Raw genomic sequence first — 18523 nt, forward strand, 5'->3', positions numbered from 1 at the left:
CATTTGGCTGACTATCTCAAGGACAAGGGGAGAAATCGTTTCCCCGATCCCGAACACGTCGCCCGCTGTATTCAAAAGGCGGCTCGGACCTCGTACCGTCTCTCGAAGGTTGTCGAGGATTCCATTGATTTGGTGCTGGGCACCTCGATTCAGTCGATCCGGAGCATCCAGAGTCAGCTTAAAGAGCTTGACAAGGCGATTGAGCGCATTTTAGACGGCATTTCCGGCAGCCAGTGCCTCCGTTCCATTCCGGGCATTGATCGGGTTTACGCCGCTGGTATCCTGGCCGAGATTGGCGACATCGACCGCTTCACGGATCAAGCCGCCTTGGCCAAGTATGCGGGTCTGACATGGTCCCAGTTAAATTATGGTATTTTACTTAATTTTCGACTGGGTCTAGTTTGGCGATGCCCTTTTTGGGATTGATCCTGCTGCACGCCAAGGAAATTTTCCAATTCTCATAAATCAGGGACTTGACATCATACCGCTGGACTTATAAAAATAGGTTCGCCGCGGGATGCAGACGTCAGATGGCCCTCTATCATCTTATGATCGGTGTCGAGGGATGTCAAAACATGAAACTGTTATTTTTCCGTAAAGAGGGGATTGACATGTGTTTTGACCCTGCTATAATCTTAATAGTAATAATTACGAAATAGAAAGAACAAGGACAGGAAAGGGAGTTGGAATATGAATCTTCGGAAACGACGTCTGTCGCTGCGGTTCATGATGCTGGCGCTGCTCGCTTGCGCTCTTGTGCTGCTCAATGCATGCGGCAATAACGATTCGGCTGCGGAAGGAGCGGCCGACGGGAAGGTCAATGTGATAACAAGCTTCTATCCGATTTATTTCATGGCGAGCGAGATTGGAGGGGAGCATGCTCAGGTAACCAATCTGATCCCGACGGGAGTCGAGCCGCATGACTGGACGCCGAAGAGCCGGGATTTGCAGAATGCGTCCAATGCGCAGCTGCTGCTCGTGAACGGAGCCGGATTCGAAGGCTGGCTGCCGGATTTCCAAAAGGGGCTTGATGCGGACTCGAAGGTGAAGACCGTCGAGGTCAGCGATGGAATCACGCTGATAAAGGCGAGCGAAGAGGAAGAGGAGCACGGAGAAGAAGCGCATCACGAGGGCGAGCATGCTCACGAGGACGAACATGGGCATAACCATGGCGATATCGATCCGCATACGTGGATCAGTCCCAAGTCTGCGCTCGTTATGGTTGAGAATGTGAAGAACGCGCTAGTGGATGCCGATCCGGAGCATCGCGCCGACTATGAGAAGAACTATGATCAATTGAAAGCGAAGCTGGCTTCGATCGATGAGGAATACACGTCGAAGCTGAAGAACGTGACAAAGCGCGATATCGTCGTGTCGCACCAAGCCTTCGGTTACTTGGCGCGGGATTATGATCTTCGCCAGCATGCGATCATGGGCATTTCCCCGGATGCGGAGCCGCGCGCCCAGGATTTGCTGAATCTGGCGAAGCTGGTGCAGGAGAAGCAGTTGAAATATGTATTTTTCGAGGAACTGGTATCTGATCAACTGGCCCAGACGCTGGCATCCGAAGCGAAGGTCGACACGCTCGTCTTGAATCCGCTGGAAGGCTTGACGCAGGAGCAGGAAGCGGCGGGCGATAATTATTTGACGCTGATGGAACGCAACTTGCAAAATCTCCTTCTCGCGTTACAATAAGAAGGATACATTCCGGCGCGGGCGGCGAGCCGGCCGGGAGGATAAGGAAGAGAGATGACTAGAACAATGCACGTAACCGATCCCTGCCACGGGCAGGTCATCACGTTGGATCATGTCGGTTTTGACTACGAAGGGCAGAAGGTCTTCGAGAATGTGAACTTCACGGTGCGAGAGCGGGACTTCGTCGGGGTCATCGGGGCGAACGGGGCAGGCAAGACGACGCTGCTGCGCTTGATGGTAGGCCTGCTCCGGCCTACCGCCGGGGAAGTAAGGCTGTTCGGCACGCCGATTCAGCGGTTCAAGCAGTGGGAACGCGTAGGTTATGTTCCGCAAAAAAATTCGTTCAATCCGCTGTTCCCCGCCACGGTCATGGAGGTGGTGCAGTCCGGGATGTATAATCGGAGACGCATGTTCCGCAGGCTGTCGAAGCAGGAAATCAGCCAATGCATCGATGCGATGGCCGCGATGCGGATCGAGGATCTGGCTCACAAAAAAATCGGGCAGCTGTCCGGGGGACAGCAGCAGCGCGTCTTTTTGGCCCGGGCGATGGTGAACAAGCCGGAGCTGATGATTTTGGACGAACCGACCGTCGGCATCGATGCCGGCACCCAGAAGGAATTTTTCAGCCTGCTGCAGCATTTGCATGAGCATCACCGGATGACCTTCGTCATGGTCTCCCACGATCTGGACCTGGTGAATTCTTGGCTTGGCGACGAGCCGGCCGGCACCTGCGGGAAGTTCCACTTCTATGTGAAGCACTCTCATGAGGCGGAATGTCTGGAGCCGGGTTTGACGCATGGCGTCAATGTCTGAATGCCGCTGCGGGATGCGGCTAGCAAATGATGTGAAGGGGTCGGTATAGATTGGATATTATATTTTCGGAATTTTTCCAGAGAGCCCTTATCGGCGGTCTGTTCATCGGGATTACCGGACCGCTGATGGGGATGTTTCTCGTGCTGCGCCGGCTGTCCATGATCGGGGACACCTTGGCCCATGTCACGATTGCCGGGGTGGCGCTTGGCTTTTTGCTCGGCATTTATCCGCTCGCGATGGGAGTCGTCTTCGCCCTGCTGGGGGCGGTGGCGATTGAGCGGCTCCGCAAGGCGTATAAGACGTATGCGGAGCTGTCGATAGCCGTTATCATGTCTGGCGGCGTTGCGTTGGCCTCGCTCTTTTTCACGCTGGGACGAAGCTTCAACGCGAACGTGACCAATTATTTATTCGGCAGCATCTACACGCTGAACGGTACCGATTTAACGGTGGTCGGAGCCGTTACGGTCATCGTCGTTGTGTTTATGCTGATTTTTTTCAAGGAAATGTTCATGCTGACCTTCGATGAGGATGCGGCCGCGGTGAACGGGCTACCGGTTCGCTGGTTGAATATTGCCGTGACCGTGCTGACGGCGCTTGTCATCAGCGTGGCGATTAAAATCGTCGGCGCCTTGCTCGTATCGGCGCTCTTGACGATTCCGGTCGCGACCAGCCTGCTCCTCGCCAAGAGCTTCAAAAGGGCGGTCATCGTCTCCGTGCTCGTCTCGGAATCCGCCGTCATTGCCGGGCTGCTCATGGCAGGCGTGTGGAATCTGGCGCCCGGAGCGACGATTGTATTACTATTGATTGCCATGTTAATATTAACCTTAGTGATACGCCGGGGGGTAAAGGTATAGGTCTGTCGGAATGGCGGTCTTCCGCTCCATGCAAGCCGCCCCGGCGCGCGAACCAGGGAGGAGGCGGTCAACATGTCGGATGTAACGGTCTGGGTTGCCTTTTGGGCAGGAGTCATATCATTTATTTCCCCGTGCTGCTTGCCGTTGTATCCCACGTTTCTTTCAATTATAACGGGCATGTCCGTCAATCAATTGAAGGAAGAGCGCAACAAGCGGGTCGTTCGCTGGAAGACGATGACGCATACACTGTTTTTCATTCTTGGGGTCAGCGTCGTTTTTTATACGCTGGGGTTGAGCGCGACCTTCCTCGGATCGTTCCTGGCTGAATACCGGGATACGGTCCGTCAAATGTCAGCGATTATCATCATCGCGATGGGCCTTGTCATCATGGGCGTCTTCCGCCCCCAACTGCTGATGAAGGAATGGAAGTTCGACGTGGCGCGCAAGGGAGGCTACTTCGGATCGTTTTTGTTCGGAATGGGCTTCTCGGCGGGATGGTCTCCGTGCGTCGGGCCGATTCTCGGGGCTATCTTCACCTTGTCGGCTTCTCAGCCGAGCCTTGGCATCGTGATGACGACGGCCTACTGCATCGGCTTCGGGCTGCCGTTTTTCATCTTGTCGTTTTTTATCGGATCGGCGCGTTGGCTGCTTCGTTATTCGAATGCGATGATGAAGTTCGGCGGCGCGGTGATGATTATTATGGGGGTGCTGCTGTTTACGGATCATTTGAACCAGATCAATATATGGCTGCAGCAGATCACGCCGGATTGGCTCAAGCGGCTTACATAGGAGCGGCATCGGCTCGCAGAACTTGATGCTGCGCGCCAGTGAACCGGGCATGATCTCTCCGGATGGAGACGGCATGCCCGGTTTGTTGCCGTTGGCGCTCGGACTCCGGCTTACGTGAAATAGAGGACGCGGGAAGCCGGGAAGTAGTCGCCGATTCGCCCGGCGATGAATTCCTTCAACCGGTTCGCCCGCTCATCCGGATAGACATATTTCCCTTGTCCCCAGCGGCCCCACTTATATTTGCGCTCCGCGATATTCATCTCCAGCTTGCTTTTCGGATAGCGCTTTTCGATGACGGCTTTGGCCGTCTTCGTGAAGCGGTGCTGAATCAGCTCGAACGTGATTCCCTCGCTTGCTTCCCGCGGCAAGGCTCCGGCCAACGTCATGAGCAGCTTGTCATACCCTTCCTCCCACCCGTCATGCCACATAATCGGCGCGATGATGAAGCCAAGCGGATAACCGGCTGCGGCGATGCGCCGGGCCGCCTCGATCCGCTCCTCGAAGCGCGAGGTGGCGGGCTCGAAGTGGCGAATGACATAGTCGCTGTTGATGCTGAAGCGGACATCGGTGCGGCCGCCGTGCCGGAGCGGGAGGAGCGGATCGACATGATGGTACTTCGTGACGAAGCGGAGCTTGGCGAAGGGCTCGTCGGCCATCCGCTCGATCAGGTCGGACAGACTGCCGGTGATATGCTCGATGCTCAGCGGATCCGAGGTGCAGGACGCTTCGAAGCGCGTAATCTCCGGCTTCCGCTCTTCGATGTAGCGCACGGCCGCCGCCCATATGTCATCCGTGTTGACATATACCCGGATATAGGGCTTGGCCCCGAGCGTTGTCTGGAGATAGCAATAATGGCAATGGCCGATGCACCCGGTTCCGATCGGAATCGCGTATTCGGCGGAAGGCTTTGATTGATCGAAGGTCAAGGTTTTGCGGACGCCGACGACAAGAGTGCGCTTTGCCATCCGGTATTTCTCCGCATCGGTATCCCCCGGCAAGTCCAGAATCCGGTTATGCGAAGTCGTCATCCGGTATTCTATTCCCTTTGACTTGACCCATTTCATAATCTGACGGCCCTTCGGATATTCAAGCGCCCCCGGCTCGAAATAGACGAGATCAGGGACAAAAAGCCGCGTCTCCCGCCGCTTCTCCTGCTGTGTTGCGGACTGTGACGCCATTTTGCGCCTATCCCTCCTCCATAATCGGTTACCGCCGGCCTGCGATGGGCTGGATGGCCCCGGCAGGCATTCCTGCCCGGTTAGTATGCGTCATTTTCAGGCAGAATCGCTTGGAAAAAGCCGTATTTCCCTGCAATGGTTGAACTTGCTTACATGAACATGGTACACTATCTTATGGATATTGTTAGCGATCGTGGATGAAATGAGGGACGCTTGATGCCTACGCCAAGCATGGAAGATTATTTGGAACGTATTTATAAGCTGATTGATGAGAAAGGGTACGCCCGTGTATCGGATATTGCGGAAGGGCTGGAGGTACATCCGTCTTCCGTTACGAAGATGATTCAGAAGCTGGATAAGGATCAATATCTGATCTATGAGAAATACCGCGGGCTCGTGCTGACGAGCAAGGGCAAAAAAATCGGCAAACGGCTTGTGGACCGCCACCATCTGCTGGAGGAATTCCTGGAGATGATCGGCGTGCAGCATGAGAACATCTACACGGATGTGGAAGGAATCGAGCATCATTTGAGCTGGGATTCCATTACGTGCATCGAGGCGCTTGTCGAATATTTCAAGCGTGACCCCGAGCGTATCAAGGATCTCGCCGGCGTGCGCGGCGAATTGGAGAACGAATCTTCGTAAAAACATCTGTTTCGAGAGAAACAGATGTTTTGTTTTGTGCGTCTAATATAGTAGGGCTTGAATACTTGAATAATTGACCAAGCCTGGAATATCAGATGCAAGGGAGAGAGAGGATTCATGACAATCTGGAGACGCCTTCTGTCGGGAACGATGGCGGCGCTCCTGTTCGGGGCCGGATTGGCGGCGCCTGCGCAGGCAGCGGCGAACGACATTACCATTTATCTCGATCAGAAGAGGCTGGTCACGGACGTGGCGCCTTATCTGGTGCCGGGGAAGAACGTAACGATGCTTCCGTTCCGGGCCGTCGGGGAAGCGGTCGGCGCGACGGTAGGCTGGAACAAAAGCAAGCAGGAAGTGGAGTTCCGCAAGGATGGCACCGTCATCCAGCTCACAATCGGCAGTGATACGGCGCTCGTCAACGGGGAGAAGGTGGAACTGGACGCCGGAGCGCAGATGCGGGACAGCCGAACGATGGTGCCGCTGCGGTTCATCGGGGAGAACACGGGCCTGACCGTCAAGTGGAATCAGGAGGAGCGCAGGGTGAATCTGTTCACGAGCGAGGCAGGATCACAAGGCAATACAGGTCCCCAAGGCAATACAGGCTCACAAGGAAATACAGGTTCGCTAGGCAATGCTGGAGCGGAAGAAGAAATACATACCGAGGGCTTGAGAGGCACTTGGATTTCCACCGTATATAACATTGACTGGCCGGCCGATCCCCGCAAAGGGGCCAACCCGGAGCAGCAGAAGAAGCAATATTCCGATATGCTGGACAAGCTGCAGGGTATGGGGTTAAACGCGGTCTTCGTTCAGGTAAGACCGACATCGGACGCCTTCTTCCCTTCGAAGCTACTTCCGTGGTCGGAATGGCTGACGGGGAAGCAGGGGCAGGACCCGGGGTATGATCCGCTCGCTTATATGATCGAAGAGACGCACCGGCGGGGAATGGAGTTCCATGCCTGGTTCAATCCGTTCCGGATCAGCGTCCAGGGAGACATCGCCAAGCTGGCCGCCGATCATCCGGCGAAGCAGCATCCGGATTGGGTCGTCAAGCACGGCGGCAAGCTGATGTATGATCCGGGCGTGCCGGAAGCGCGCCAGTTCATTATCGATACGATTATGGAAGTGGTGAACGGATACGATATCGACGGGGTCCACCTGGATGACTACTTCTATCCGTACGGACAAGCTGCCGAGCCATTCCGTGACGACGCTTCCTATAAAGCGTATAACAAAGTGTTCAGCAACAAAGGCGATTGGCGGCGCAACAATGTCAATCAATTCATACAGCAATTGAATGGAGAGATTAAGTCGAGCAAGGCGGATATCCGCTTCGGGGTCAGCCCATTCGGGGTATGGCGCAACTCGACGCTCGATCCGACGGGCTCGTTGACCCAGGCGGGCTACAACAGCTACGACGATCTGTACGCCGATGTGCGCACCTGGATCAAGAACGGCTGGATCGATTACATCGCACCGCAAGTCTATTGGCATATCGGCCACAAAGCGGCTTCTTATGATACGCTGGTCGACTGGTGGGTGAAGGAGACGGCAGGCACCGGCGTCGATCTGTATATCGGACATGCCGCCTACAAGCTGGCGGACGCGAAGGAGAAGGATTGGTCCAGCGCCGATGTGCTTATCCGCCAACTGGACTACAACAAGCAATATAACAGCGTAGCCGGCAGCATTTTCTTCAGCGCCAAGGATCTGCTGAACAACACGAAGGACGTGGCTGCGCGGCTGAAGCAGTATTATGAGCAATAACAACACCGCACTTGTATAACCCATCATAACCGCCCTCTTCCGCGCATACATAACAGTAATACGATCCGCATATGCGCCGGAAGGGGGTATTCCCTTTATGAAAATCAATGCTGTTTTTGAAGGCGGCGGCGTCAAAGGCATTTCGTTGGCCGGAGCGGTGCAGGCCGCCGAGAACTACGGTTTTTCCTTCCATCGCGTGGCCGGAACTTCATCGGGTTCCGTGGTGGCCGCGCTCATCGCGGCAGGCTACTCGGCGGAAGAGATGCGCCAGCTCATGTTAGAGATGCCATTCTCCTCCTTCTTGCAGCGCACTCCGATTTTTCAAATCAAGTGGATTGGACCGGCGATGCGGCTGCTGCTCAAAAAAGGTTTATACTCCGGAGAACGGCTTGAATACTGGATCCACCAGCGGCTGCTGGAAAAAGGGGTACGCACCTTCGGGGACGTCAAGCCCGGCCGGCTGCGCATCATTGCCTCCGATATTTCCAACGGACGGCTGCTCGTGCTTCCCGACGATATTAAGCAGTACGGAATCGATCCGAACCGGTTTCCCGTAAGCCGGGCCGTCCGGATGAGCACCAGCATTCCGTATTTTTTTGATCCGGTCATCATCCGTCAATCCTTCCAGTCGGCCGTCCGCAAAAGCAAGCCGTTCAACAAACAGTTCTCCTATATCGTCGATGGAGGCTTATTGAGCAATTTTCCGCTATGGCTGTTCGATGAGGACGCGGCGGGCGGGGGCAAAAACTGCATTCCGACGATCGGATTCCAAATGGTGGGGAAGAAGGAGAATCACCCGCACCGGATCTGCGGCCTGCTGTCGATGCTGCAAGCGATTTTCGGCACGATGATGTCCGCTCATGATCAGCGGTATATCGAGAAGCACAACCAGTACCGGACCATCAAAATTCCGACGCTTGGCATCGGCACGACCGATTTCGATCTCACGCTGGAGCAAAGCATGGCGTTGTTCGCCTCCGGTCTGGATGCGGGCACCGAGTTCTTTAAGAGCTGGGATTTCGGAAAGTACAAAGAGATGTTCAAGGCTTTTCATAGCCTGGTTCATAAAATATAAGCAAATAGCGCTGCCGCCTAAACCGCGGAGCGCTATTTCGGTTCGGTCTTGAATTCGGGCAGGAAAGGCGCGGGCGAAAAGTCAGGTTCGCGAAGAAAGGAACGCGTCATGGGGAAGTGACGCCATCGCTGCCGGGATCGGCAGAGGTCTCATCCGGCCCGGGATCGGTTTTCAATGAAACGGTATTTTGCGAGCCGTTCCAGTTGAGCTCAATGTTATACATTTGGCACAGTTCCCGCAAAGGAATCAAGATGTCCCCATCCTCTAACAAGGGCTGTTTTTTTTTAAAATTGACATTTTTGCCGTTGATCTGGACATAAATCTCATTTTTTTTCTTCTTCTTCGCATACCCGCCTTCGCTAAGCAGTTGAATCAGCTCTTCGGGCGTCTGCTTGATCGTTCCCGCATTGAAACGGAAGGCGTTGCGGTCTTCCCGGCCGGTCATTCCCGGCTTGATGGTGAAGGAGAGCTCAATATTCAGCGTCTTGAGAACGCCAAGCACATCCTGGTTAAAAGCTCCGTACGGGAACGCGACGATGCTGCGCGTGTTGCCCAGCTCTTCCCGGAGCCGCTTCTCGGCAGTGGCCAGGTCGCCGGTAATGCGGCCGATATATTCCTCGTCGGTCTCGACTCGATCCCGGTCCTTCAAGTACAGATGGCGGCTCAGCATCGGCTTCTCCTTGCCTGTGGCATTAATTGGGCCATGGCGGTGGGAGTTGTATGTATGACTGTAGAAGCTCATGCCGGCTTTCTTCATTTCACGCATCTGATCCCACGTCAGCTTCGGCTTGCCGGTCTGGTTGTCTATGCTGGCGACAATGACGAAGTTCGTGGCGGTGTAGCCGAATTTCTGCAATATTGGAAAGGCGTGCGTATAGAACGTCTCATAGCCGTCATCGAAGGTAAGCAGCACGGCATTATCCGGAATCGCGGATCCCGCCGTCATAAAATCAACGTATTCATCCATGCTGATGACATGAAATCCCCGTTCCTTAAGCAGCTTCATCTGCTCCTCGAACTGATCGACCGGCAGCAAGTGAGGCTTTTTCTTATCCGGTTGATCGACGAGCTGGTGGTACATCAATACGGCAACCTGGTTCGAATAGTAGACGGAAGATGAGGCCGGCGGGGAATATTCCTCGATTGTCATCCCTAATTCCTTCCAGATCTGATCTGAGGAAGCCCGAACCATCAGCGTTCCGTCGTCCACGACAACGGAGACGGGTTTCTCCAGCTTTTGTTCATTTATAATGAACGCAACCTCCTTCACGGTTCGGTTCAAGCCGCAGCCTTCCAGCACCACGAACAAAGACAGAAGCGCAAGTGCGATTTTGGCAGGGTATAATAAGCGGGCTTTCATCAAAAAATCCTCCTTCGTTCATCTCATATCGAGATTGTAGAGGGAGGATCTTAATGATCTTGTTCGTTAAAGCTTAACGAATGCTTATCAATCGCAAAGTAATTGCCATCTTCCTTAAGGATTCCTTAATAAGGAAGCAAAAACTCCGTCCCGCATAAGATCGGGACGGAGTATCAAGGTCAGCCGCTCGCAGCCACTCCCTGCGCAGGCTTGCTCTTTTTCCGCGGAGGCGTGCTCCCGAAGATAACCCAGGATTGGGGCACGAAGCGCACCGTCAGGGAGACCGTAATCCAGGACAAGATAAGCGCCGACAAGAATCCGCCGGCATACCACATATGCAAGAGCGGCGATTTCGATGTATGCGGCGGGAAATTGCGATAGATGAATAAAAAGAAGGGATGAATCAAATAAATGCCGAATGAGATTTCCCCAAGCCGATGCATTCCGTTAACGAGCCACGGCCAAGCATGGCGCCGAAGCAGAAACGCGATCTGAAATGCCATAATCGCGAAAGTATAGGTGTGGACATTCCACATCAATTCATACAAGAGCGAATTGTAGTTGGCGCCATACAGCCGTGTCGTGTGCCAGATGTACACATGTCCGAGTCCGGCGCATAGCCCGACCGTCCACAGGGCAATCCAGGATACGACACGCGGCGCGGTCGCGTTTTCCCGGCTGATGATGAGCCAGTTCTTCAGCTTTGGATAGTAGATGCCCAGAAAGGCTCCCAGCATGAAGTAGGACATATACGCGAGCGACCAGCTCCCTTTGTTAGGAACCTGAAGCGCGTATTTATTAAGCAGGATAAAGCCCCATTGAATGGCCAACCCGAGTGGAATGCTCCACTTGACGATGGATGGCTTCCGCTTGAACAGCCACAGGCAGATCGGGAACAGCAGATAGAATTGGATGCTGATGAAGACGAAGTATAGATGCGTATACGCCTTGCCCGTAGCCAACTGGGTGAAAAATTTGATTAGCGTTTCATCCAAGGCACGGTCCCGGTAATGAGTAAAATGCAAGATGACAAAGTAAAATACCGAAAATAAACAATACGGAATGATAATGTACTTCAGCCGTTTTTTGTAGAAATTGCCGATGAGCTGCGAGTCCAAAGGCCTCGAAAAGTAATTGTAGAACAGCACGAAGCTGCTCAAAAATAAAAAGGTTGGTGTGCCAATCTTCATAAATATATTCATGAAGCTGTACATCCAGTAAAAGTTGGAATCCTTCATCTGCAGCGTCGCAAATGACGTCGAGTGAACGGACAGGACTCCGATGATCGCCATCGCGCGTACCAACTGCACTTCGGACAGCTTTTCACGTCCGGTTGCCATGATGTCATACCTCCCATGCGAAATATCTATAAGAAGATGTTCAAGCAGTCCCATGTATCAGATGCTGTGGAACATTCCCTATTACCGACTATAAAATATGTATCTTATGAAAAGGGAGCGGAAACCCTTATTATTTTCTTAAGAGAAAGCGCCGGCGGGTCAGGCGCTTGGGAAGCGAGTCGTAAATGTCGTCTTGTTGCGATCGCTTGCGGCCGAGATCTTCCCGCCGTGAACTTCAATAATGCTCTTCGTAATCGCCAGCCCCAAGCCGGTTCCGCCGGTTTCCTTGGAACGGGACTGCTCCGCCCGATAGAAGCGGTCGAAAATATACGGCAGATCTCTCTCGGAGATCGGCTCGCCGTAATTTGTTACTTTCACATAAATCTGATCCTCTTCTTTGCCGAGCTCGATATCGACATACTTGCCGGATTTCCCGTACTGGATCGCATTCGAGATCAGATTCTCATACGATCGGACGAGTCGGTCTCCATCCGCCATAATGTACAGCGGCTCGGAAGGGGCGTTGATGCGGCACATCATGCCGGCTTTCTCCAGACTCGGCACGAATTCCTCCGCCAGCTGCCGGATGAAGTTGGTCATGTCCAGCTCGGTCAATTCGAGAGGAAGTCCGTTGTTGATGCGCGTAAATTCGAACAGATCGTCGATCAAATACTTTAAGCTTAACGCTTTCTCATAGGCGATATTGACATAGTACCGCAGCTCCACTTCATCGTGATACCGGTCGTTCTCGATCAGCTCAAGGAAGCCGAGAATCGACGTCAGCGGGGTGCGGAGGTCATGCGAGACGCCCGTAATGAGGTCATTCTTCGTCTTCTCGGCATTGCGCTCTTCCTGGATCGAGTGGTACAGTTGGGCGCTCATATGATTGATGCTCTCGGCTACCAGACCGAGATCGTTCGCAGGCTTAACCGGAATGACATGCTCGAATTGCCCCTTGGCAATCTCCTGCAGTCCGAACGTAATCTCTTGCAAATAGCTGTTCAATTCTTCTGACAACGCGTTGACCCGATAGGCGATAGAGCCGATTTCATCCGACGACTTGACCGGAATGACATAATCGAATTGTCCCTTGGCGATCTCCTGAAGCCCGTCTGTTATCTCGTTCAGATAACGGATGATGGGACGGCTGAACAGAAAATAAAACAAAATGAACGACACGATTCCGGTAACGATCATAATCGGCTTGGAGCCGATATTGTTCACCGTCCAGATGAGCAGTCCGTTATAGGGCGGCTCCGACAGCAAATAGCCGGCCAGCAAGCGGCCAAGCAGCATGATGAATGCGGTCAGGCTCACGCTCCCCAGGAACACGAGCAGGAACTTCCAGCGGACGGTACGGATGAGGTTGGCGCTTTTCGGTTTTCCCATTCAAGACACTCCTATCGGCTCCAGTTTTATAGGGACTCCATCTTGTAGCCAATGCCCCATACGGTCTTGATAAATCTCGGATTTTGACTGTCTTTTTCGATTTTCTCGCGAATTTTACGAATATGGACCATGACGGTGTTTTTGGATTCCATGAACGGCTCGTTCCATACTTCCTGATATATTTTCTCCATGCTCAGCACAATTCCCCGATTCACCGCCAGCAGCTTCAGGATCGCGAACTCCCGCGGAGTCAGCTTCACGGGAACATCATCCACGGTCACCGAGTGAGTGGCAAAATTAATCACGAGATCGTCAATCTGGATCTCATTCTCGTCCGCCGGGCGCGCCGTATTGAACTGCTTGTAACGTCGGAGCTGGGATTTGACACGCGCAATGAGGACGAGCGGATTGAACGGCTTCGTGACGTAATCGTCGGCTCCGATGCTGAGGCCTGCGATTTTGTCGATATCCTGGCTCTTGGCCGACAGCATAATAATCGGGGTGTTGTTCTGCTCCCGGATTTTCATGCAGGCCTGAATCCCGTCCATCTTCGGCATCATGACATCCAATATAATCAGATCGACTTTATTGTTCTGCAGCAATTCGAGCGCGACCAGACCGTTTGGCGCTTTCAGCAGCTCATATCCTTCGTTTTTTAGATAGATTTCCATTAGCTCAATGATTTCTTTTTCATCGTCTACCAATAGAATGGTCTCTTTCGGCATCAGACTGACTCCTTTACAGTGTAGGTACGATTGTGCGATGCGGCATGTCCCCTGGCAGGGAAGCGGCGGGACATGCTTCAAGACGCCCCGGGCATGCCGCCCGGCGGCGTCTTGATCGCGCCAATCAACCGAATTTTTTTCTCTCTATATAGGATGCGCGTAACTGCGCAAGAAAGCAACCCTATTCTTTGGCTTCCGGCATCGGCAGGAAGAGCATGTGAATCGGCAGGTTGCTTCCGGAGGCCAGGACGAAGGTCAGATGAACCGTCTCTTCCCGATCGCCTGTCCGGTGCAGAACGCCGACTTCCTCCGGATTGATAAGTATGCTTCCGTCCACCATATTGACGACTTTGCCGTTCACGAGGAATGCCCCTGCATAGTGTCCGCCGCGCGCGTTCAGCCCGACAACGGTGTGCGGGGCAACCTGCAATTCCATATCATAAAGTACCCCGGTGTTCCCGATATTGATCTCTTCCAGGCCCGTAACCTGATCGGAGCCTGTCACGAACGTGTCGAGATCATTATCCCCGATAATCATCCGCTGCGGCTTGGCGCCAAGCACCTGATTGACGTGGAACGTGCGGTTCCCTTCGGGGAATGTTCCGCGCACATGCTTGCCGTCCCGATCCAGCTTGGGAAGCTCCGGCAGCGCTTCGATCGGATCCTTGTCCGGATCCAGGATGACAACCGAGAATTCAAGTTCCTGGTCCGTATGAATTTCGGAATAGGATGTCATCGTCAATCCGCCCTTCATCGGAGATTTGCTAATCTCGGGCAGGACCACGACCGTCTCGCCGGCCGGCACCTTCATCGTCCGGATCGGTTCGGCCTTGGCGAGAGAATCCAGGAAACGCGAGACTGCGGTTTTGCCGCTGGTGGACACATATTTGGTCGGACCGCCCATCCCGAAGGCGTTGAGCGTGAGGTTGGCATCGGAGGTGCCATGATTCGTCGCCACCAAGTATACGGAGATATCTTGCTGCGAACGGTTCTGATTGTGGATGTTAATCCGGAAGCTTCCCGAAAGTGTATCCTGGTAACCGATACCTTCCTCCCCATACAGATGCTCGGGGCTATTGCTGCGGACGAAGGTCATTGGACTGGTCGTCGTCGTATAAGTGACCGCATCATAGACAAGCACGTCGTTGCGGTCAACCAGGAATTTGCTACCGGGTTCAGCGTAGAGAAGCCCGTGCTCTGTCGGGGTATACAGGGATTCATTGGTTACGGTAATCTTTTGAGTTATCGTATCGCTCTTGCCGTGCTCGTTCTCGACCCGAAGGGTGACTTCATGTTCCCCGGGTTCGAAGAAGGCGGACGCTTTGCCTGTCCAGGTTCGCTTCACGATCTCGCTGTGCTCGTCCTCGCTCAAATCCTCATACCGGATATTTTCGCCCATTCGATAGACGGACTTGTCCGTTTTGAAATTGGCGACCGGAGGGGAGGGCTCGGCGACGATCTCCTTCCAGGCCAGCGTATATTTCGAGCCGGATACCTTCAATTCGCTCTCCGTGATGTCGGCCCATGTGCGAAGCGGCACCATCAGACTGCCTTTCTGGCTGAAAATCTCTCCTGCAGCTTCCACTTCTGTTCCGTTTACGCTAATCGTTTTTGCGCCCGCTTTGAAGCGGAGCGTCATCTCTTCTTTGCTGGCTACCGTCTCCTTGGTCCCGGCGTCGTAGGTTACCGAGAACCCATAGAGGAGCGCGACGCTCTTCAGCGGAATATAAGCCAGGTTGTCCTTGTCGACCACGGGCTGATCGGCGATAAGCTCTTGTCCATTATGAGACATCTTGGCTTTATCGGCTGTTAAAGCAAGCACATGGCTTGCTTCGGAGGCTTGTGCGGCGGAGAATGGAAATAATAGCTGCCAAGCCAGAACCGTACTGAATACGATAAGTTTCACACTACCTGATTTGTTGCGGTTCATCAAGAACACTCCTTCTCTCTTAGGGGGTAAATGTGTGTTGGATAATTGTCAAATAATTATTCCAGAGCCTTTTACGTACAATTGAGGAAAAAAGTTGCGCATCAACTGATGCTTGTGCAGCGAAGGAGGGGGGCGAGCGGAATGAAGAAAAAAGAAGCGTTACGGTCTGATTGTACAGGGAGACGAACGGCAATGCATCCATTCGACACATTATTTAATGGAATATTAATGAAATGTTAAGAAATAAAAAAGGAAGCGCCGTGGCGAGCGCTTCCGTTCCGCTACTTCGTATTCTTCTTGTTATCCTTCGGCTTGCTTCCTTCAATGACCCGCAGATTGGCCTGCGACCGCGGCCGGATCCGCTTAGGCTGCCGGTTCGCGTTGCCCTTCGCCTTGGCTTCCGTTTGGGCCGACTTCTTGATTTTGGGGGCGGCTGATTTCTTCGGTCCCAGCTTATACAGGAGGAATACCGCTGCAATCAGCACGGCGGGAATGAGCAACGATGCGATGCCTCTTTGCAGGGCGGAGTACAATACGCCGAGCCCGGCCAACGCCAGGATTACAGCCAGAGCCCATCTTGGAAATGCGCCCATATTATCATTCCTTTCGCCTGTTGTCTTCTTCCGCAGAAGCCGATGCTGCTCAGGAGGCCGCTTTCTTCGCCGTGAGCTCCTGATCCAACTCGCGCATTCGGTTGAACGAAGCGATGGATACTTCTACTTGATCGTCGGTCGGCTGCTTCGTCGTCAGCAGCTGGAGCCACAAACCGGGGTAACCGAGCCAGCGCAGCACGGGAACATCTCTCAGCGCATTGGTCAGGCGGAGGAACTCATAAGCTACGCCCATGACGACGGGGATAAGCAGGAGCCGGGGGTAAATCCGTTCCCATAAATTATCATATGGAATGAAGGAGTAAATGACGACACCCACGATGACCGATAAAATGATAAAGCTGCTTCCGCAGCGGTAATGAAGCGTGCTGAACTTCTGCACGTTCTGCACCGTCAGCTCCAGCCCAGCCTCATAGGCGCTGATCACCTTGTGTTCCGCCCCATGATACTGGAATAATCTTCGGATAATCGGCGTCTTGGCGATCAGCCACAAGTAGGCAAGCAGGAAAATGATCTTAATAATTCCTTCAATCAGCGTATGAATGACCCGATTATCGAATGCTTTTCCGAATAAAAATTGCTCGATGACGACGGGAACGGCGGTAAAGATGACCTTGCTGAAAATCAGCGACAGTATGCCGACGGCCGCGACCCCGATAATCATGACGAGATTCCATTTGCCGTCATCTTTGCCTTGTTCGGCCGCTTCCTCGCCTTCCTCGTCCTCGGCATACTTTTCCGCCGCATAAGTCAAATGCTGATATCCCTTGCCGCTCGCATCCAGAAGACTGACGAACCCGCGGATAAAGGGAATCTTCTTCAGAGCGGTAAGCCATGGCTTGTCCTCGCGCGGAACTTCATAAAAAGTAATTTCCTTATTTTTACGGCGGACCGCTGTCACATTGACATGCTTGCCAGCGAACATGACGCCTTCGATCACGGCTTGCCCGCCATAAATTGACCGGTTTTGCTGTTCAGACAAATTCGTTCACCATCCTCATTTATTCAAAAACAGTTGTGCAATCAAGTACTAATGTATTAGGAATGTTATATTATTGTAACGAATTTCAAGAGCGTTTTCCACATCATGATTTTCCGGAACTCTGTAATCTCCCTTCCACGATTGGTGTATACTACCGCATATATGTTGTCTGAGGAAAGGAGAGCAAACGATATGAACGAACGCCAGATTCGCATGCAGAAACGGACGAATCCGTTCACGTTCGGCGTGCTGACCGGTTTTTTTGCCGGATTGATATGGGGGGGACTGCATTGGCTCGGCTATATCTTTAGCTTTACGATTATCGTGCCGGGATTTTTGATCGAGCCGTTTTACAAGCATGCCTATTTGACTACGGTGGATGGCCAGCTTCTCGGCTTGGGCTCATTCATCGTCTTCTCGATTCTGGCGGCGCTGCTGTATGTGCTTGTGCTCCGCAAAGTGCCCGGGCCTTGGGCGGGCATCATCTTTGGCCTGGCGTGGTGGGTTATCTTGTTCGTCGCTCCCGGACCGCTGCTGGGCCTGGTTCCGCCGGTACGGCACACGACTTGGAACACGATATGGACGGAATCATGCACGATGCTGCTGTGGGGGCTGTTCATTGGCTACACCGTGGCGACGGAATTCAATGAAGAGCGGGAGCGCGAGCCGGAAGATACCAATCAATTCGGTGCGTCAGGAGAACCGCACGATTCGACGGAGAATGGAGAAAATGACGGCGGCGGGGACGCATCCGACGATCGCTCGCAGCCTCAGCCTGTCATGTAGTCCGCGAGCGGGGGGAAAGTAAGCTTCTCCTTTGCGCTTACGCTTCTCATTTGCCGCTTCGTATGTTAAAATACGTGAGGATTCTCATGTAATCGTGTACGGGGAAAGAGGTGTGCAGCTTGGCTTCCTATCTGGTATTGAACGGACCGAATCTGAACATGCTCGGCATTCGCGAGCCGGGAGTCTATGGAGACGAATCGCTGGCGGCGATAGAGGGCAGGCTGACGCGGATGGCGGAAGAATGGGGCGTCCGGCTGGAGACCTTCCAGAGCAATCATGAAGGCGAGCTGATCGACCGCATCCATGCCGCTTACGGCACGCATGACGGCATTCTGATTAATCCGGGCGCGCTGACGCACTACAGCTATGCGCTGCGCGACGCGCTTAGCGCCGTGAACATCCCGGCAGTTGAAGTCCATATGTCGAACATACATAAAAGGGAAGCCTTCCGGCATGTGTCGGTAACTGCGCCGGTTGTCCTCGGTCAGATTGCGGGATTCGGATCGAGGTCCTACGAGTTGGGCCTCATGGCGCTTCATCAGGCCGTAAGCGATTCGAAGCGGGAATAATCGGGCGGGCCCGAA

Annotated in this window: 17 protein-coding genes and 1 pseudogene; 10 read left to right on the forward strand and 8 right to left on the reverse strand. The window is 53.5% G+C overall.

The genetic code is table 11. The features are described 5' to 3' along the window. The 5 genes and pseudogenes from ABD76_RS14055 to ABD76_RS14075 all read left to right on the forward strand — a co-directional run. Nucleotides 1-354: pseudogene (locus ABD76_RS14055) on the forward strand (transposase); the annotation flags it as partial. A gap of 336 nt (nt 355-690) precedes the next feature. After that, nucleotides 691-1695, forward strand: coding sequence for a metal ABC transporter substrate-binding protein (locus ABD76_RS14060; RefSeq protein WP_197257806.1), 1005 nt, complete (start codon nt 691-693; stop codon nt 1693-1695). Between the two features lie 54 nt (nt 1696-1749). Then, entirely contained in the window at nt 1750-2508 is a 759-nt protein-coding gene (locus ABD76_RS14065; protein WP_197257808.1) for a metal ABC transporter ATP-binding protein, read from the forward strand. 50 nt (nt 2509-2558) lie between these two features. Then, on the forward strand, nt 2559-3362 hold the full coding sequence (locus ABD76_RS14070) for a metal ABC transporter permease (protein WP_197257810.1): 804 nt from the start codon (nt 2559-2561) through the stop codon (nt 3360-3362). 72 nt (nt 3363-3434) lie between these two features. Continuing rightward, nucleotides 3435-4151 (forward strand): cytochrome c biogenesis CcdA family protein, encoded by a 717-nt coding sequence (locus ABD76_RS14075; protein WP_197257812.1) that lies wholly within the window; start codon nt 3435-3437, stop codon nt 4149-4151. A gap of 110 nt (nt 4152-4261) precedes the next feature. Here the strand turns inward: ABD76_RS14075 and splB are convergent, their stop codons facing one another. Further along, nucleotides 4262-5329 carry a spore photoproduct lyase gene (splB, locus tag ABD76_RS14080; RefSeq protein ID WP_197257814.1) on the reverse strand — a complete coding sequence of 356 codons (1068 nt, stop codon included), beginning with the start codon at nt 5327-5329 and terminating at the stop codon, nt 4262-4264. Between the two features lie 216 nt (nt 5330-5545). On the opposite strand from splB, the gene mntR reads away from it, so the two are divergent. The 3 genes from mntR (at nt 5546) to ABD76_RS14095 (ending at nt 8816) form a co-directional block, all read left to right on the forward strand. Next, nucleotides 5546-5974: a transcriptional regulator MntR gene (gene mntR / locus ABD76_RS14085; RefSeq protein ID WP_006676725.1), complete on the forward strand. Its 429-nt coding sequence runs from the start codon at nt 5546-5548 to the stop codon at nt 5972-5974. A gap of 117 nt (nt 5975-6091) precedes the next feature. Next, complete coding sequence (locus ABD76_RS14090; RefSeq protein WP_197257816.1) at nt 6092-7741, forward strand: family 10 glycosylhydrolase; 1650 nt, start codon at nt 6092-6094, stop codon at nt 7739-7741. Between the two features lie 97 nt (nt 7742-7838). Next, a complete protein-coding gene (locus tag ABD76_RS14095; RefSeq protein WP_197257818.1) occupies nt 7839-8816 on the forward strand; it encodes a patatin-like phospholipase family protein in 978 nt (325 codons plus the stop codon). Between the two features lie 106 nt (nt 8817-8922). On the opposite strand, the gene ABD76_RS14100 is transcribed toward ABD76_RS14095, so the two are convergent. From ABD76_RS14100 to ABD76_RS14130, 7 genes are all read right to left on the reverse strand, one after another. Continuing rightward, entirely contained in the window at nt 8923-10176 is a 1254-nt protein-coding gene (locus ABD76_RS14100) for a polysaccharide deacetylase family protein (protein WP_197257820.1), read from the reverse strand. Nucleotides 10177-10355: 179 nt separating this feature from the next. Further along, a complete protein-coding gene (locus tag ABD76_RS14105) occupies nt 10356-11516 on the reverse strand; it encodes an acyltransferase (RefSeq protein WP_197257822.1) in 1161 nt (386 codons plus the stop codon). A 159-nt stretch (nt 11517-11675) separates the two neighbouring features. Then, nucleotides 11676-12905 (reverse strand): sensor histidine kinase, encoded by a 1230-nt coding sequence (locus tag ABD76_RS14110; RefSeq protein ID WP_197257825.1) that lies wholly within the window; start codon nt 12903-12905, stop codon nt 11676-11678. A 26-nt stretch (nt 12906-12931) separates the two neighbouring features. After that, on the reverse strand, nt 12932-13630 hold the full coding sequence (locus ABD76_RS14115; protein ID WP_197257826.1) for a response regulator transcription factor: 699 nt from the start codon (nt 13628-13630) through the stop codon (nt 12932-12934). A gap of 181 nt (nt 13631-13811) precedes the next feature. After that, nucleotides 13812-15560, reverse strand: a complete 1749-nt coding sequence (locus ABD76_RS14120) for a stalk domain-containing protein (RefSeq protein WP_197257827.1) — start codon at nt 15558-15560, stop codon at nt 13812-13814. A gap of 281 nt (nt 15561-15841) precedes the next feature. Next, a complete protein-coding gene (locus ABD76_RS14125; RefSeq protein WP_197257828.1) occupies nt 15842-16153 on the reverse strand; it encodes a hypothetical protein in 312 nt (103 codons plus the stop codon). A 49-nt stretch (nt 16154-16202) separates the two neighbouring features. Next, on the reverse strand, nt 16203-17153 hold the full coding sequence (locus ABD76_RS14130) for a DUF1385 domain-containing protein (protein ID WP_197257829.1): 951 nt from the start codon (nt 17151-17153) through the stop codon (nt 16203-16205). Between the two features lie 192 nt (nt 17154-17345). Here ABD76_RS14130 and ABD76_RS14135 point away from each other — a divergent pair, with 192 nt between their 5' ends. Both ABD76_RS14135 and aroQ read left to right on the forward strand, forming a co-directional pair. Continuing rightward, the gene (locus ABD76_RS14135; RefSeq protein WP_197257830.1) at nt 17346-17939 is read left to right on the forward strand and encodes a YqhR family membrane protein; all 594 of its coding nucleotides are present in this window, start codon (nt 17346-17348) and stop codon (nt 17937-17939) included. 119 nt (nt 17940-18058) lie between these two features. After that, nucleotides 18059-18508, forward strand: coding sequence for a type II 3-dehydroquinate dehydratase (aroQ, locus tag ABD76_RS14140; RefSeq protein ID WP_197257831.1), 450 nt, complete (start codon nt 18059-18061; stop codon nt 18506-18508). The last annotated feature ends 15 nt before the right edge of the window (nt 18509-18523 follow it).

The sequence above is a fragment of the Paenibacillus dendritiformis genome, assembly GCF_015845845.1.
Lineage (GTDB): Bacteria > Bacillota > Bacilli > Paenibacillales > Paenibacillaceae > Paenibacillus_B > Paenibacillus_B dendritiformis_C.